Raw genomic sequence first — 16,890 nt, 5'->3', positions numbered from 1 at the left:
CCCCAGTCCCTCAAGGGCCGCGCCGGGGCTGCACCAGATTTCCACATTTTGGAAAACTTTTATTGTTATGTGGAAATCTTAGAGAGCGCCGCGACGGCGGTCAAGGGGCGGGGCGGGACCGCCGACTGGGCGGCCAGTCACAATCCGATTTTTGCCAAAGTGATGTACACCACGGCACCTCGGGGCTAATGTTTAAACCAATTCGTGGCGTAGGTCACGTAACCTGGGAGCAGCAGGCAGGGTTGTAATGAGCTGACGTCACTGGACGTCGGCTCTTTTTGTTGGGTCGGCTCCATCGGAAACGCGTGCGAAACACGCGCTTAATTTCAATGATGGAACCTAGGTTCCACATCACGGAAGTTGGGAATAGCCATGAGCAACAAGATCATCCTCGGCCACAACCAGTACGGAAAGGCCGAAGTCCGGGTCGTCAAAATCACCCGGGACACGGACCGCCACGAGATCGAGGACCTGAACGTGACCTCGCAGCTCCGCGGCGATTTCGCCGCCGCACACCTTGCGGGCGACAACGGTCATGTCGTCGCCACCGACACACAGAAGAACACGATCTACGCCTTCGCCCGGGAGGGCGTCGGCTCCCCGGAAGCGTTCCTTCTGCGGTTKGGCGAGCACTTCACCTCGAGCTTCGACTGGGTCTCCGGCGGCCGGTGGGAAGCGGAGTYGTACGGCTGGGACCGCATCCGGGCTCACGGCGCCGAGCACGACCACTCCTTCGTCCGCAACGGCCAGGAGGTGCGCACTGCGGTATTGGTCCGGGACGGCGCCGACSTGCACCTGATTTCCGGGCTCAAGGACCTCACGGTGCTCAAGTCCACGCAGTCCGGTTTTGTGGGCTACCCGCGGGACAAATACACCACACTGCCGGAAACCACGGACCGCATCCTTGCCACGGACGTCTCCGCCCGCTGGCGCTTCAAGACCGGCACCGACTTCAGCACCACCGACTTCAACAAGAGCTACGACGACGTCAAGAGCCTGCTGCTGGAAGGGTTCAGCGAAAACTACTCCCACGCCCTGCAGCAGACCCTCTTCGACATGGGCGCCAAGGTCCTCKAGGCCCACGGAGAGATCGACGAGATCAAGTTCTCCATGCCCAACAAGCACCATTTCCTCGTCGACCTCTCGCCGTTTGGCCTCGACAACCCCAACGAGGTCTTCTTTGCCGCGGACCGGCCCTACGGCCTGATCGAGGCCACAGTCCAGCGCGAGGACGCCAGTCCCGCGGAGATCGCCTGGAGCGGTATCGCAGGATTCTGCTAGGCCGGTCCGGGAACCGCGCKCTTGCCGGTCGCGACCCCCGGGGTTCTTGTCCGGTCTTCCGGTGCTCCGGCACGGGAAACAGCCGGACAAGAACCCCGGGAAACGGGCCAAATTGCTTTGCCACAACTGTTAGCCAGACACCGTTAGCCAGACAAAGACGTCTGCCATGAACCAAGAAAGTCTGCCATGAACACCAAGAAGAAATTAGCCGMGACAGCGGCGCGCGCCGCTCGGTCCGGTCGCCCCGAAGACCAGCGTCTGCCGCTCGGAAGCACGTTCGCCTACGGTTTGCAGCACGTTCTCACCATGTACGGCGGAATCATCGCCCCGCCGCTGATCATCGGCGCGGCCGCCGGCATGTCGTCGCAGGACATCGGCCTGCTGATCGCCGCCTGCCTCTTCGTCGGCGGCCTCGCCACCATCCTGCAGACCATCGGCATCCCGTTCTTCGGGTCCCGGCTCCCGCTCGTGCAGGGCGTTTCGTTTGCCGGCGTTTCGACGATGGTGGCGATCGTCCACGGCGGCGGCGGCATCCAGGCCGTGTTCGGCTCCGTCATCGCGGCGTCGCTGATCGGGCTGCTCATCACGCCGCTGTTCTCGAAGATCATCCGCTTCTTTCCCCCGGTGGTGACCGGTGTGGTCATCACCACCATCGGCCTGACGCTGATGCCGGTTGCGGCCAACTGGGCCATGGGCGGCAACAGCAAGGCGCCGGACTACGGAAGCGTGGCAAACATCGGCCTCGCCGCAGTCACCATGGCGATTGTGCTGCTGCTCAGCAAGGTGGGGAATGCCGCGATCTCGAGGCTTTCGATCCTGCTCGCGATGGTTCTGGGCACCCTGATCGCCTTCGCAGTCGGCATGGCAGATTTTTCCAAGGTGAGCCAGGGCGCAATCGTCGCCTTCCCCACACCGTTTGCTTTCKGCCTTCCCACCTTTGAGGTCGCCTCGATCATTTCGATGCTGATCGTCATCCTGGTCACCCTGACCGAAACCTCGGCCGACATCATTGCCGTGGGCGACATCGTCGKCACCAAGGTTGACTCCAAGCGGATTGGCGACGGTCTCCGGGCGGACATGCTCTCCAGCGCCATCTCGCCGCTGTTCAACTCTTTCACCCAGAGTGCCTTCGCCCAGAACGTGGGTCTGGTTGCCATCACGGGTGTCAAGAGCCGCTTCGTGGTCAGCGCCGGCGGAGTGATCCTGGTGGTCCTCGGCCTGCTTCCCGTCCTGGGTCGCGTCGTGGCCTCGGTGCCGACGCCCGTCCTGGGCGGTGCCGGCGTCGTCCTCTTCGGAACCGTCGCCGCCAGCGGCATCCGGACCCTCGCCAAAGTGGAATACCGCAACAACATGAACCTGATCGTCGTCGCGGCATCACTGGGCTTCGGCATGATTCCGATCGCCGCACCGACCTTCTACGACAAGTTCCCCACCTGGTTCAGCACCATCTTCCACTCCGGCATCAGCTCGGCAGCCCTGATGGCCATCCTCCTGAACCTGCTCTTCAACCACTTGAAAGCCGGGAACTCCGAGAACCAGTCGGTCTTCGTGGCCGGTACCGACAGGGTCATCCGTCAGGAAGACCTTAAATGCCTCGCCGAGGGCGACCGTTACGAGAACGGCAAACTGTTTGACTGCGACGGCAAGGAAGTTCCCGTAGAGCCGTCCAGGATTGCAGCCGACGAGCATTAGGAGCCCATCCATCCCGCCCACGGCAGCGACTTGCGGGGCCTACGACCGTAGGCCCCGCTTGTCGTGCTTCCGGATCCGGACGGCGGCTTTGCGCCCTGGCGGATCAGCCCTGCTTGAGCTCGTCCGAGATCGCGCGGGCGGCCTCCCGCAGCAGCGGCACGGCCTTGTCCGCGAACGCCTGGTCCACCCGGGACACGGGTCCGGAGACGGAGATGGCGGCCGGTGTCGGCGCATCGGGGATGGCCATCGCAAAGCACCGCACCCCGACCTCCTGCTCTTCCTCGTCAATGGAGTAGCCGCGCTGGCGGATGAGGTTCAGGTCTTCCAGCAGCGTATCGACGTCGCCTATGCTCTTCGGGGTGGGGGTCGGCATCCCCTGGCGTCCGACGATGCCGCGGACCGTGTCATCGTCCAGCTGGGCCAGGATCGCCTTGCCCATGCCGGTGGCGTGCATGTATCCGCGCTTGCCCACCTCGGTGAACATGCGCATCGAATGCAGCGACGGCACCTGGGCGACATAGATGACCATGTCGGAGTCCAGGACACCCATATTGGCCGTTTCGCCCAGCCGGTCCACAAGCGACTTGAGCTGGGGCCTGGCCAGCGAACCGAGCTGCTTGTTGGCCGCCTCACCCAGGCGGATCAGGCGCGGCCCCAGCGCGTAGCGGCGGTTTGGCAGCTGCCGGATGTACCCCAGGGCAACAAGGGTGCGCAGGAGCCGGTGAATGGTAGGAAGGGGCAGATCGGTCGAATTGKACAGCTCACTGAGGGTGACCTCGCCGCCCGCATCGGTAATCAGTTCCAGAAGTTCGAAGACGCGCTCAACGGACTGCACGCCTMCCGAGGGCTTATCAGCCATAAAGATTCTCTCCTGCGCGTCGGCGTCGACATTTCTTATCCACATCGTGAAATACAGCTGAAAACCAAAGATACAGCACCCCGCCACCCGGACGATGACGCAACAAGGGTTGTTTTTCCACTAAGCAGATAATAATATCCATAATACGAAAACATTCATCGAAGCGTGAGCGGCCCGTCACGGGCCATACCAGGAGGAACTCAATGGCGAACCCCAGCCCCGGAAATTCGATCACCCTGCGCGTGGAAGCGCCGTCCAGCTTCACCGCCACCAGCGAACTGGCGGCGGCCGTCGGCGCGGCAGGCGCCGCCATCACCGCCCTGGACGTCACCGAATCCCACCACGACACGCTCGTCGTCGACGTCACGTGCAACACCACCGACGACGAGCACGCGGCCCGCGTCAAGGACGCCCTCAACGCGCTCGACGGCGTGAAGGTCCAGCATGTCTCGGACCGCACCTTCCTGATGCACCTTGGCGGGAAGCTCGAGGTGGTCCCGAAGGTCGCCCTGCGCAACCGCGACGACCTCTCCCGCGCCTACACCCCCGGCGTCGCCCGCGTCTGCCTGGCGATCGCGGAGGACCCCTCCGCTGCGAGGAACCTGACCATCAAGCGCAACACCATCGCCGTMGTCACCGACGGCTCCGCCGTCCTGGGCCTGGGAAACATCGGCCCGGCCGCGGCGCTCCCGGTGATGGAGGGCAAGGCCGCACTCTTCAAGCAGTTCGCCAACGTCGATGCCTGGCCGGTCTGCCTGGACACCCAGGACACCGAGGAAATCATCATGATCGTCAAGGCACTCGCCCCCGTCTACGGCGGCGTGAACCTGGAAGACATCGCCGCGCCGMGCTGCTTCGAGATTGAAAACCGGCTCMGTGCGGAACTGGACATCCCGGTCTTCCATGACGACCAGCACGGCACCGCGATCGTCACCCTGGCCGCCCTGGTCAATGCCCTGCGCGTGGTGGGCAAGAAGCTCGCCGATGTCAAGATCGTGGTCTCCGGCGTCGGCGCCGCAGGCTCGGCCATCATCCAACTGCTCAAGGCCCAGGGCGCCAACCACATCATCGCCGCCGGCCGCTCCGGCGCCATCCACCACGGCGCCAAGTACGACGACGAGCACCGCTCCTGGATCGCGGCCAACACCAACGAGGCCGGCTTCTCGGGCACCCTGCACGAGGCCCTCAAGGGTGCGGACGTMTTCATCGGCGTCAGCGCCCCCAACGTGATCGGCGAGGAGCAGGTTGCCTCCATGGCCAAGGATGCGATCGTCTTTGCCATGGCCAACCCCACGCCGGAAATCGACCCGGTGATCGCGTCGAAGCACGCGGCCGTTGTGGCCACTGGCCGCAGCGACTACCCCAACCAGATCAACAACGTGCTGGCCTTCCCGGGCTTCTTCCGCGGGCTGCTCGACGCCGGCGCCTCCGACATCATCCCGGAAATGCTGGTGGCCGCCGCGAAGGCAATCGCCAACCGTGTGGCGGACGATGAGCTCAATGCCAGCTACATCATCCCCAGCGTCTTCGACCCACATGTTGCCGCCGACGTCGCCGCCGCTGTGGCTGGCGCAGCCCACGCCGCCACCCGTGCCGTCCCGGCCCACGCCTGATTCACAGCCTAGGAAAGGACCAGAAATGGCTCTCACCGTCACCGATCCCCAGCCCATCGACCGGGCCGGGGAAATCCTGACCCCGGAGGCTCTCGCCTTCGTCGAGGAACTTCATCTCCGCTTTGCCGGAACCCGTGCMGAACTTCTCAAGGCCAGAGCCGTCAAGCGCGAGCACGTTGCCCGGACCGGCCGCCTGGATTTCCTGCCGGAGACCCGGGAAATCCGCGACGCCGACTGGAGCGTGGCACCGGCACCGGCAGCCCTGCAGGACCGCCGCGTCGAGATGACCGGGCCGGCCGCACCGGCCAAGATGGCCATCAACGCGCTGAACTCCGGCGCAAAGGTGTGGCTCGCCGACCTCGAGGACRCCAGCACGCCCACCTGGTCCAACGTRGTCGAATYGATCCTMAACCTCCGCGACGCCGCCGAGGGAACACTGAAGTACACCTCGCCCGAAGGCAAGGAGTACGCGCTGCGCACCGACGCCCCGCTCGCCGTCGTGGTGGCCCGGCCCCGCGGCTGGCACATGGGCGAACGGCACCTGCTGATCGGCGGGGAACACACGATCGGAGCCCTGGTGGACTTCGGCCTGCACTTCTTCCACACCGCCAAGCGGCTCCTGGAGAACGGCCACGGACCGTACTACTACCTGCCCAAGATGGAGAGCCACCTCGAGGCACGGCTGTGGAACGAGATCTTCGTCTTCGCGCAGGACTATCTCGGCATCCCGCAGGGCACCGTCCGCGCCACCGTCCTGATCGAGACCATCCCGGCGGCCTTCGAGATGGACGAGATCCTGTTCGAACTGCGCGACCATGCCTCCGGCCTGAACGCCGGACGCTGGGACTACCTGTTCAGCATCATCAAGTACTTCCGGGACGCCGGCGAGGGCTTTGTCCTTCCCGACCGCGCCAGCGTCGCCATGACCGCGCCGTTCATGCGGGCCTACACCGAACTCCTGGTCAAGACCTGCCACCGCCGCGGCGCCTTTGCCATGGGCGGCATGGCGGCGGTGATCCCCAACCGGCGCGAACCCGAGGTGACCGCCCAGGCCTTTGAGAAGGTCCGGGCGGACAAGACCCGCGAGGCCAACGACGGCTTCGACGGCTCCTGGGTGGCGCACCCGGACCTGGTGCCGATCTGCCGCGAGGTGTTCGACTCAGTCTTGGGTGCGCGGCCCAACCAGCTGGACAAGCAGCGGCCCGAGGTCAGCGTCACCGCCGAGCAGCTTCTGGACATCCGTTCCGCCCAGGGCCAGGTGACCGAGGCAGGCATGCGTCTGAACCTCTACGTGGCCGTGGCCTACACCGCCGTCTGGATCTCCGGAAACGGCGCCGTGGCCATCCACAACCTGATGGAGGACGCCGCCACGGCCGAAATCTCGCGGTCCCAGGTCTGGCAGCAGATCCGCAACCACTCGGTGCTCGCCGACACCGGCCGGACCGTCACCCGCGAACTGGTGTCCGCCATCCTCGCCGAGGAGACCGAGAAGCTCCGCGGCGAGGTGGGCGAGGACGCTTTTGCGAAGCACTACCTTCCGGCCAGCCGCCTGATCGGCGACATCTGCCTGTCCGAGGACTACACCGATTTCCTCACCACCCCGGCCTACGAGCTGGTGGGCTGAGGGATGGCAGCCACCTCCCCCGGCGCCGGACTACGGCCACAGGGACAGGGACGGAGCCAGAGACCGGTGACGCCGTCCCTCTCCGGGGCCGACCTCGCCAGGATTGACGCGCAGCTCGCCGACACCGACCGGCTGCTGGAGCGCAACTACCCGGGCGACGACGGCTCCCGCCAGCCCGTGCACACCGTCTACGTTCCCGCCGACCGCTTCAGCCCGGAGTTCACGGCCGACTGGGGCGCCCAGGCCCTCGCCGGGGCGGACGCCCGCGGCGGCATCGAAAGCCTGTGCGCACTGCAGGGCCAGGACGCCGACCTGGCGGCGGCCGTCGCGCCCCGGGTCCGGGCCAAACTCTCAACCGAGCCCGTCGAGGACCTCCGGCTGGACTTCGAGGACGGGTTCGGGGACCGGGGCGACGACGCCGAGGACACCGCCGCTGTTGCCGCGGCGTCCGCCGTGGCCGCCGCCGTCACCGCCGGCACCGCGCCGCCGTTCATCGGAATCCGTTTCAAGTGCTTCGAAGCCGCCACCCGGGCCCGGGGACTGCGGACCCTGGACCTCTTCGTGTCGCAGCTGGCCGCGGCCGGCGAACTCCCGGATGGGCTCATCCTCACCCTGCCCAAGGTCACCACCGTGGCGCAGGTGGAAGCCATGGCCTTCGCCGTGTCCCGGCTCGAGGACGTCCACTCGCTCCCCGCGGGCCGGCTCCGGTTCGAGGTGCAGGTGGAAACGCCGCAGCTCATCCTGGGCCCGGACGGGACATCTCCGGTGGCGCGCCTGCCGCACGCGGTGCCCGGCCGGATCAGCGGGCTGCACTACGGGACGTACGACTACTCCGCGTCGCTGCAGATCTCGGCCGAATACCAGTCCATGGAACATCCCGTGGCGGACTTCGCCAAGGAAGTCATGCAGCTTGCCGTGGCCGGCACCGGCATCCGGCTCTCCGACGGCTCCACCAACATCATCCCGGTGGGCGACAACGTGGAACAGGCCTGGCAGCTCCACGGCCGGCTGGTCCGCCGGTCGCTGGAACGCGGCTACTACCAGGGCTGGGACCTCCACCCGGCCCAGCTGCCCAGCCGGTTTGCCGCGACCTACGCCTTTTACCGGCAAGGGCTCCCCGCTKCCGCTKCCCGGCTCCGCAATTACGTGGAACAAACCGGCGGCGGCGTCATGGATGAGCCMGCCACCGCACGCGCCCTGGCCGCCTTTGTGCTCCGCGGCGTCCAATGTGGTGCTGTCGGCGCCGATGAAGTCCTGGAGCTGGCCCGCGTCGGACTTCCCCAACTCACCGTGCTGGCCCACCCGCGGCTGGCCGCTTCTTCCACCCCCTCAGCGAAAAGGACACACCCATGAGCAACTACTTTTCACCCGAAGGCGGTCTRCCGCCGCAGACCCAGCTCCTCACCGACCGCGCCGTGGTCAAGGAGGCCTACACCGTCATCCCCAAGGGGGTGCTGCGCGACATCGTCACCAGCAACCTTCCCGGCTGGACCAACACCCGGTCCTGGATCATCGCCCGGCCCATCGCCGGCTTTGCGACGACGTTCTCGCAGCTGATTGTCGAGGTGGGCCCGGGCGGCGGCAGCGACAAGCCCGAGGCAGAGGCCGGCGTCGAAGGCGTGATCTTCCTGACCAAGGGCGAACTGACACTGACCCTCGACGGCGAAATCCACCACCTCGAGGCCGGCGGCTATGCCTACCTCGCCGCCGGCTCGGACTGGAAAGTGTCCAATGACTCCGCCGGGGAGGCCGCCAGCTTCCAGTGGATCCGCAAGGCCTACGAGCCCCTGGAAGGCTTCACGGCCAAATCCTTCGTCACCCGTGACCAGGACGTCGAGCCCCGGCCCATGCCGAACACCAACGGAGCCTGGGCCACCACCCGCTTCGTGGACCCCGACGACCTCGCCCACGACATGCACGTCAACATCGTCACGTTCCAGCCCGGGGCGTCCATCCCCTTCGCCGAAACCCACGTGATGGAACACGGACTCTTCGTCCTGGAGGGCAAAGCCGTCTACCGCCTCAACGACGACTGGGTGGAAGTCGAGGCGGGCGACTTCATGTGGCTCCGGGCCTTCTGCCCGCAGGCCTGCTACGCCGGAGGCCCGGGTCCGTTCCGCTACCTGCTGTACAAGGACGTCAACCGCCAGATCCGCCTGACCTAAGGCAGGTCCGTGCCGTACCGGTGCACGCACTGCTGGTCCGCACATTGCTGCTCCAGCGAGTGCTGTTCCGCGCTGTGCTGAATCACCCTGTGGAGTCCGCCCCGCCTGTCGGGGCGGACTCCTTCTTGGTTCCGGACTCCTTCGTGGTTCCGAACTCTTTCGTGGTTCCGGGGCCGTGCGCGCCTCCGCACCAAATGATGTTCCCAAGCCGGAACCCCTTGCGGCCCGGGCKATGCTTGCTAGCCTGAGGCTGTGAAGTACGAATCCCTGTGGATCGGAATGCTCCTTGGCGCGGCCCTCGGCTTCGCCATCGGAGTCACCACCGTCGACAAGCCGTTCACAGGCCTGCTGATCGGCATAGGCATCGGCGCGCTCGTGGGCCTGGCAGCCCGGAAAGATCCCACGAAGCGTTAGAACCACCCTTCGCCGGATCCGCAGCATCCCCGCGCCCCTCCCGGACATACGCCGCTTGACGCGCACCCCTTGACTCTCCTGCCCTAACTTCCCTACACTTTTCATAAAGCAGAATCTAAATTCCACAAAGCGGAAATAGCAGAAGATGGTCTGCAAGGCAACGAAGCCCGGGATCCAGCTCCCGCCCACACCGGAAGGAACCCACAATGACGTACACCGTGAACTGCTCCATCCTCCTGACGGAGCTCCCTCTCCTGGAACGCCCGGCCGCGGCGAAGGCCGCCGGTTTTGACGCCGTCGAATTCTGGTGGCCCTTCGAGACATCCGTCCCTACCGACGCCCAGGTCACCCGGTTCGAGAACGCCATCACGGATGCCGGCGTGCAGCTCACCGGCCTGAACTTCAACGCCGGCGACATGCCCGCGGGAGACCGGGGCCTCGTGTCCTGGAAGGGCCGCAGCGCCGAATTCAAAGACAACATCGACGTCGTCGCCGGGATCGGCGCGCGACTCGGCTGCACCGCCTTCAACGCCCTGTACGGCAACCGCCAGGAGGAGCATTCCCCCGAGGAACAGGACGAACTGGCCGTACAGAACCTGGCCGCCGCAGCCGCCGKAGTCGCCCGGATCGGCGGAACCGTCCTGCTGGAGCCTGTCAGCGGCGCAGCCCGCTACCCGCTGCTGACCGCGGCGGATGCTCTCGACGTCATCGCCCGGGTCAAGAACGAAACCGGCGCGGAGAACATCAAGCTCCTGGCCGACTTCTACCACCTGGCGGTCAACGGTGACGACGTCGCTGCTGTCATCGAAGGCCACGCCAAAGACTTCGGCCACATCCAGATCGCCGACAGCCCCGGCCGCGGCGCCCCCGGAACCGGCAGTCTGCCGCTGGGCGAATGGATCACCCGCAGCCGCGAACTCGGCTACGAGGGCTACATCGGCCTCGAATACAAGGAACCGGCGGAAACCGCCTTCGCCTGGGCCATCCGCCAGCACGCCGCAGGCTAGTCCCCACCMGCACCCTAACCTCGCAAGCTCGGCCAGGGAACCCGGCGGGCGTGGGCCCACCGGCACCCGCGCTAACAAGACTTCAGTAAAGGAAAAACAATGAGCAACATCGCAGTCATCGGACTCGGCATCATGGGCCTGCCCATGGCCATCAACCTCGTCAAGGCCGGCCACACGGTCACCGGCTTCAACCGCAGCCAGGACAAAATCGACAAGCTCGTCTCCGAAGGCGGTCGCGGCGCCGGCAGCATTGCCGAGGCCGTCAAGGACGCCGACGTCGTCGTCACCATGGTGCCCGACTCCCCCGATGTCGAAGGCGTCGTCAGCGGCGCCGACGGCGTGTTCGCCAACGCCAAGCAGGGCACGCTCTGGATCGACGCATCCAGCATCCGCCCGGACGTCGCCAAGCGTTTGGCCGACGACGCCAAAGCAGCCGGGATCCGCCCCCTCGATGCCCCGGTATCCGGCGGCGAACAGGGCGCCATCGACGCCGCGCTGTCCATCATGGTGGGCGGCGACGCCGCTGACTTCGAGGCCTCTCAGGACGTCCTGACGGCCGTCGGCAAGACCATCGTCCACGTCGGCCCGTCCGGTTCCGGCCAGACCGTCAAGGCAGCCAACCAGCTGATCGTCGCGGTCAACATCGAGGTCCTGGCCGAGGCGATTGCMTTCCTCGAGGCCTACGGCGTGGACACGGACGCCGCCCTCAAGGTCCTCGGCGGCGGACTCGCCGGCTCCAAGGTCCTGGACCAGAAGGGCCAGAAGATGCTGGACCGCAACTTCGACCCCGGATTCCGCCTGGCCCTGCACCACAAGGACCTCGGCATCGTCACCTCCGCTGCCCGCGAAGCCAACGTCGCCGTCCCCCTCGGCGCCGTCGTCGCACAGCTCGTCGCCGCCACCGTCAACCAGGGCGACGGCGGACTGGACCACTCGGGCCTCTTCAAGCAGGTCCTCCAGCTCAGCGGTCGAAAGTAACCCAGGCCGGAAGTAAGCAGCCCGGCGACAGGCCGGAACCAAGCAAAACAGGGCAACCGCCGTCGTACTTCACGACGGCGGCTCCCCCTCCACACCCAAAACAGACTTTCAAGGAGCACACCATGACGAAGATGCGCACTGTTGACGCAGCCGTCGCCATCCTGGAAAAGGAGGGCGCCACCGAGGCGTTCGGCCTGCCAGGGGCGGCAATCAACCCGTTCTATTCCGCGATGCGGGCCCACGGCGGCATCCGCCACACCCTGGCCCGCCACGTTGAGGGCGCCAGCCACATGGCCGACGGCTACTCCMGTGCAGCGGACGGCAACATCGGCATCTGCATCGGCACGTMCGGCCCCGCCGGCACGGACATGATCACGGGGCTTTACGCAGCCTGGGCAGACTCCATCCCGATGCTCTGCATCACCGGCCAGGCCCCGGTTGCCAAGCTGCACAAGGAAGACTTCCAGGCCGTGGACATCGAGTCCATCGCCAAGCCCGTCACCAAGATGGCCATGACCATCCTGGAGCCCGGCCAGGTTCCCGGCGCCTTCCAGAAGGCCTTCCAGCTGATGCGCTCCGGCCGCCCGGGCCCGGTGCTGCTGGACCTGCCGATCGACGTTCAGATGGCCGAGATCGAGTTCGACATCGAGACCTACGAGCCGCTGCCCGTGGAAAAGCCGAAGGCCAGCCGCAAGCAGCTGGAAAAGGCCTTTGACATGCTGACGGCCGGCGAACGCCCGCTGATCGTGGCCGGCGGCGGCATCATCAACGCCGGCGGCTCCGAGCAGCTGGTGGAACTGGCCGAACTGCTGGGCGTTCCGGTCATCCCCACCCTGATGGGCTGGGGTGCGATCCCGGACGACCACGCCTTGATGGYCGGCATGGTGGGCCTGCAGACCAGCCACCGCTACGGCAACGAGAACTACCTGCGCAGCGACTTCGTGATCGGCATCGGMAACCGCTGGGCCAACCGCCACACCGGCGGTCTGGACACCTACACGGCCGGCCGCACGTTCGTGCACATCGATATCGAGCCCACCCAGATCGGCCGTGTGTTCTCGCCGGACCTGGGCATCGCCTCGGACGCCGGCGCGGCCTTGGCCGGGCTGGTGGAGCTCGCCCGCGAGCGCAAGGCTGCCGGCACCCTGCCGGACTACAGCGCCTGGGCGGCCGAGTGCGCCGGACGCAAGGCCAGCCTGCACCGCAAGACGCACTTCGAAAACATCCYGATCAAGCCGCAGCGCGTGTACGAGGAGATGAACAAGTCCTTCGGCAAGGACACCACGTACGTGTCCACTATCGGCCTGTCGCAGATCGCCGGCGCCCAGATGCTGCACGTGTTCGGCCCCCGCAAGTGGATCAACGCCGGCCAGGCCGGTCCGCTGGGCTGGACCGCCCCGGCCGCCCTCGGCGTTGTGCGCGGCAAGCCGGACGAGACCGTTGTTGCCCTGTCCGGTGACTACGATTTCCAGTTCATGATCGAGGAACTGGCTGTGGGAGCGCAGTTCAACCTGCCTTACATCCACGTGGTGGTCAACAACTCCTACCTGGGCCTGATCCGCCAGTCCCAGCGCGGCTTCAACATGGAACAGAACGTGTCCCTGGCGTTCGAGAACATCAACTCCACTGATCTCTCGGCAACGGCAAGCGGCTACGGCGTGGACCACATCAAGGTCGCCGAAGGCCTGGGCTGCAAGGCCGTCCGCGTGGAGGACCCCAACGACCTGGCGTCCGCTTTCGACAAGGCCAAGGCGCTGGCCGGCGAGTTCAAGGTTCCCGTGGTGGTGGAAGTGATCCTGGAAAAGATCACCAACATCTCCATGGGTGTGGAGATCAACGCGGTCAACGAGTTCGAGGCCCTGGCCGAGACCGCCGAAGACGCCCCCACCGCCATCCTGGCGATGCAGGCCTGAGATGAAGGTGGTCATAGCGCCGGACAAGTTCAAAGGCTCGCTCTCGGCCCCGGACGTTGCCCGGCACGTTGAAACTGGGCTCCAACGCGCCTGTGGCGGCAACCTTGAGGTCCTCAGGATTCCCGTGGCCGACGGCGGCGAGGGCACCCTCGATGCCGCCGTCGGCTCCGGCTTCGCCCGCCGGAGCGCCGTCGTCAGCGGCCCCACCGGTGAGCCGGTCCGCGCGGACTTCGCMGTCCGCGGTCGCGTTGCCGTCATCGAGATGGCCACCGCCTCCGGGCTCGCCGTCCTGCCCGGCAGCCGCGCCGGTGCAGCGCCGGATTCGGCGAGCGCCACCGGCGCCAGCAGCCTGGGCACCGGCGAACTGATCCGCGCAGCGCTCGACGCCGGGTGCCGGCAGATCATCCTCGGGGTCGGCGGGAGCGCCAGCACCGACGGCGGCGCCGGCGTCCTGCAGGGTCTMGGCGCGCGGTTGCTCGACGCCGACGGCCGTGAGCTGCCGCTTGGCGGGGCAGCCCTGGCCCGGCTGGCCTGGATCGACTTCTCCGGGTTCGATTCCCGTCTGKACGAGGCACGCTTCGTGCTCGCCAGCGACGTCGACAACCCGTTGCTCGGACCGTCCGGCGCCGCACGCATCTTCGGCCCGCAAAAGGGCGCCACCCCCGCCGACGTCGTGCTCCTGGATGCAGCATTGGCCCACTTCGTGCAGGTCCTGACGTCCGAGATCGGCCCCCGGGCGCTCCGGGCAGCCGAGGCTCCGGGCGCGGGCGCAGCCGGCGGCGTGGGCTACGCGGCGATCGCGGCACTGGCCGCGACCCGCCGGCCGGGCATCGACGTCGTCCTCGAATTCACCGGACTGGCAGAACGGCTGTCCGACGCGGACCTGGTGATCACCGGCGAAGGCAGCCTGGACGAACAGACTCTGCTGGGCAAGACTCCCGCGGGCGTTGCCCGGGCGGCCCRGCGCGCCGGGGTCCCGGTGGTCGCGGTCTGCGGMCGCACCACCCTGACACCGGAACAGCAGAAGGAATCCGGATTCCGCCAGGTCTACCCGCTGACTTCGCTGGAAGCCAAGGTAGAAACTTGTATAGCCGAAGCAGGTCCCCTGCTTGAACAATTGGGAAAGCGCATCGGCGCGGAACTKCCGGGCCTGGTCCCGGCCAGCACCGCACCAGCGAAAAGTGCCCGCACAAAGGAGCCCCTCAATGTMTGAAGAACGCTTTGACCTCGTCATCCGGGGCCGGCGCATCCTCACCACCGCCGGCATCGCGGCGCGTGAAGTGGGCGTGCGCGGCGGCAAGATCGTCGCGATCGAGCCCCTAGGCAACGGGCTAGCTGGCGCAGAAGTGATTGAGCTCGCCGACGACGAAACCCTGCTGCCGGGCCTCGTGGACACCCACGTCCACGTCAACGAGCCCGGCCGCACCGAATGGGAAGGCTTCGCCTCCGCCACCCGGGCAGCCGCGGCCGGCGGCGTGACCACCATCATCGACATGCCGCTGAATTCCATCCCGCCCACCACCACTGTCGAAGGGCTCAAGCTCAAGCGTGAAGTGGCCGAGGACCAGGCGTTCGTAGACGTCGGGTTCTGGGGCGGTGCCGTGCCGGGCAACAAGGCCGAGCTGCGCGGCCTCCACGACGAGGGCGTGTTCGGCTTCAAATGCTTCCTCCTGCACTCGGGCGTGGACGAGTTCCCGCACCTGGACGCTGACGAGATGGAAGAGGACATGGCCGAGCTCAAGACCTTTGACTCGCTCATGATCGTCCACGCCGAGGACTCGCACGCAATCGACCGGGCACCCCACCCGGGCGGCGACCATTACTCGACGTTCCTGGCTTCCCGCCCCCGCGGCGCCGAGAACAAGGCCATCGCCGAGGTMATCGAACGGGCCCGCTGGACCGGCGYCCGCGCCCACATCCTGCACCTCTCGTCCTCCGACGCCCTGCCCATGATCGCCAGCGCCAAGCGCGACGGCGTCCACCTCACGGTGGAGACCTGCCCGCATTACCTGACCCTCATGGCCGAGGAAATTCCCGACGGGGCCACCGCCTACAAGTGCTGCCCGCCGATCCGCGAGGCCTCCAACCGCGAGCTGCTCTGGGCAGGCCTGCAGGACGGCACCATTGACTGCATCGTCTCGGACCACTCCCCGTCTACCCTTGATCTGAAAGACCTGGAAAACGGGGACTTCGCGGTGGCCTGGGGCGGCGTTTCCTCACTGCAGCTGGGCCTGTCCCTGATCTGGACCGAGGCCCGGCACCGCGGCATCCCCCTGGAACAGGTGGTCTCGTGGATGGCCGAGAAGCCGGCCGCACTGGCACGCCTCTCCAACAAGGGCCAGTTCGCGCTGGGGTACGACGCCGACTTCGCCGTCTTTGCCCCGGACGAGGCGTACGTCGTGGATGTCTCCAAGCTCAAGCACAAGAACCCCATCACCCCGTATGACGGCAAGGCGCTCTCCGGCGTTGTCCGGCAGACCTACCTCCGCGGCACCCTGGTTGACGGCCGGACTCCGACCGGCAAGCTGATCCGCCGCGGCGGCGTATGAGCCAGCCGGCCGCGGCCGGCCCGGCACACGCCGCTTACGGACAGCGCGGCCCGGTTGGCCGCACCGGGCCTGTCGGCCGGGTCGGAGGGCCTGGACAAATCGGACGAGCAGGACAGGCCGGCCTCACCGCGAAGGGGCTGGCCGTCTGGGTCACCCTTCCGGACAATGCCGACTGTGGCCCGGCGGTCCTGGCCCGGGCGGCCGAACTCGTGCTTGGCCGCGCCCTCAGATGTGCCCCGGAGGCGGAAGTCCACTTTAGGCCCGCCGCCGGGGCAGCAACGTCCGCMGTCGCCCGGTCCCCCGGCGAGGACGGCACCCCGGCGGGAACCGCACCGGAGGTTCCCGCCGGAGCCGAACTTCCTGTCGGAGCTGAACTGCTTGCCACGGCTGAGGACGACGGCGGGGCGCCGCTGGCGCCTGCCCCCGGCAGCATMAGCCGGCTCGCCGTCGACCTCGCAGCCGGGGACGCCAGGCTCGAYGGCGAGCGCGTGCCCCTGACGGACGTGGAGTTCGCCCTCCTGAGATGCCTCGTGCAGAACTGCTCCCGCACGGTAAGCCGGCAGGAACTACAGCATTGCCTCGACGCGTTCGACACCCCTGGTGCGGCCACCCGGTCCATCGATGTGTACGTCGGCCGGGTGCGCCGGAAGCTCAAGGGCTGCCGGCACGCCGTCGTCACCGTCCGCAGCGGCGGCTACCGCTTCGTCCCCGGTCCGCTGGCGACCGTCCGCGGACCGGCGGAATACAGCATCTGACCCCCGCTGCCACCACCATCCCGGCCCTCGATCGAAGGAA

15 protein-coding genes are annotated in these 16,890 nt (G+C 66.9%); 14 read left to right on the top strand and 1 reads right to left on the bottom strand.

The features are described 5' to 3' along the window. The 3 genes from AC1DBQ_RS04740 to AC1DBQ_RS04730 all read left to right on the top strand — a co-directional run. Positions 1 to 189 (top strand): hypothetical protein (locus AC1DBQ_RS04740; protein ID WP_476927402.1); only part of this gene is annotated, 189 nt, incomplete at its 5' end. A 183-nt stretch (positions 190 to 372) separates the two neighbouring features. Beyond that, positions 373 to 1,281: a factor-independent urate hydroxylase gene (gene pucL / locus AC1DBQ_RS04735; RefSeq protein ID WP_476927401.1), complete on the top strand. Its 909-nt coding sequence runs from the start codon at positions 373 to 375 to the stop codon at positions 1,279 to 1,281. 186 nt (positions 1,282 to 1,467) lie between these two features. Then, positions 1,468 to 2,973 carry a nucleobase:cation symporter-2 family protein gene (locus AC1DBQ_RS04730; protein WP_476927400.1) on the top strand — a complete coding sequence of 502 codons (1,506 nt, stop codon included), beginning with the start codon at positions 1,468 to 1,470 and terminating at the stop codon, positions 2,971 to 2,973. A 103-nt stretch (positions 2,974 to 3,076) separates the two neighbouring features. Here the strand turns inward: AC1DBQ_RS04730 and AC1DBQ_RS04725 are convergent, their stop codons facing one another. Further along, the gene (locus tag AC1DBQ_RS04725; protein WP_476927399.1) at positions 3,077 to 3,832 is read right to left on the bottom strand and encodes an IclR family transcriptional regulator; all 756 of its coding nucleotides are present in this window, start codon (positions 3,830 to 3,832) and stop codon (positions 3,077 to 3,079) included. A gap of 203 nt (positions 3,833 to 4,035) precedes the next feature. Here AC1DBQ_RS04725 and AC1DBQ_RS04720 point away from each other — a divergent pair, with 203 nt between their 5' ends. The 11 genes from AC1DBQ_RS04720 (at position 4,036) to AC1DBQ_RS04670 (ending at position 16,850) form a co-directional block, all read left to right on the top strand. Further along, positions 4,036 to 5,445 carry an NAD-dependent malic enzyme gene (locus tag AC1DBQ_RS04720; protein ID WP_476927398.1) on the top strand — a complete coding sequence of 470 codons (1,410 nt, stop codon included), beginning with the start codon at positions 4,036 to 4,038 and terminating at the stop codon, positions 5,443 to 5,445. 25 nt (positions 5,446 to 5,470) lie between these two features. After that, a complete protein-coding gene (gene aceB / locus AC1DBQ_RS04715) occupies positions 5,471 to 7,069 on the top strand; it encodes a malate synthase A (protein WP_476927397.1) in 1,599 nt (532 codons plus the stop codon). Between the two features lie 66 nt (positions 7,070 to 7,135). Then, positions 7,136 to 8,422: a DUF6986 family protein gene (locus AC1DBQ_RS04710; protein WP_476927396.1), complete on the top strand. Its 1,287-nt coding sequence runs from the start codon at positions 7,136 to 7,138 to the stop codon at positions 8,420 to 8,422. After that, on the top strand, positions 8,419 to 9,234 hold the full coding sequence (locus tag AC1DBQ_RS04705) for a bifunctional allantoicase/(S)-ureidoglycine aminohydrolase (protein ID WP_116767195.1): 816 nt from the start codon (positions 8,419 to 8,421) through the stop codon (positions 9,232 to 9,234). Before AC1DBQ_RS04710 ends, AC1DBQ_RS04705 begins: the two co-directional genes overlap by 4 nt. Positions 9,235 to 9,486: 252 nt before the next feature. Beyond that, entirely contained in the window at positions 9,487 to 9,648 is a 162-nt protein-coding gene (locus AC1DBQ_RS04700; protein WP_476927395.1) for a hypothetical protein, read from the top strand. Positions 9,649 to 9,854: 206 nt separating this feature from the next. Then, on the top strand, positions 9,855 to 10,655 hold the full coding sequence (locus AC1DBQ_RS04695; RefSeq protein WP_476927394.1) for a hydroxypyruvate isomerase family protein: 801 nt from the start codon (positions 9,855 to 9,857) through the stop codon (positions 10,653 to 10,655). A 99-nt stretch (positions 10,656 to 10,754) separates the two neighbouring features. After that, the gene (locus AC1DBQ_RS04690) at positions 10,755 to 11,633 is read left to right on the top strand and encodes a 2-hydroxy-3-oxopropionate reductase (RefSeq protein ID WP_476927393.1); all 879 of its coding nucleotides are present in this window, start codon (positions 10,755 to 10,757) and stop codon (positions 11,631 to 11,633) included. 122 nt (positions 11,634 to 11,755) lie between these two features. Then, on the top strand, positions 11,756 to 13,546 hold the full coding sequence (gene gcl, locus AC1DBQ_RS04685) for a glyoxylate carboligase (RefSeq protein ID WP_476927392.1): 1,791 nt from the start codon (positions 11,756 to 11,758) through the stop codon (positions 13,544 to 13,546). Position 13,547: 1 nt separating this feature from the next. Continuing rightward, a complete protein-coding gene (locus AC1DBQ_RS04680) occupies positions 13,548 to 14,759 on the top strand; it encodes a glycerate kinase (protein ID WP_476927391.1) in 1,212 nt (403 codons plus the stop codon). Then, complete coding sequence (gene allB, locus AC1DBQ_RS04675) at positions 14,752 to 16,095, top strand: allantoinase AllB (RefSeq protein WP_476927390.1); 1,344 nt, start codon at positions 14,752 to 14,754, stop codon at positions 16,093 to 16,095. Before AC1DBQ_RS04680 ends, allB begins: the two co-directional genes overlap by 8 nt. Beyond that, on the top strand, positions 16,092 to 16,850 hold the full coding sequence (locus tag AC1DBQ_RS04670; RefSeq protein WP_476927389.1) for a winged helix-turn-helix domain-containing protein: 759 nt from the start codon (positions 16,092 to 16,094) through the stop codon (positions 16,848 to 16,850). The genes allB and AC1DBQ_RS04670 overlap by 4 nt, the downstream gene beginning before the upstream one ends. Positions 16,851 to 16,890: the final 40 nt, after the last annotated feature.

The organism is Arthrobacter sp. 10T413_2 (assembly GCF_056394205.1).
The sequence above is the reverse complement of the archived record's forward strand: the minus strand, read 5'-3'. Positions and strand labels throughout refer to the sequence as shown.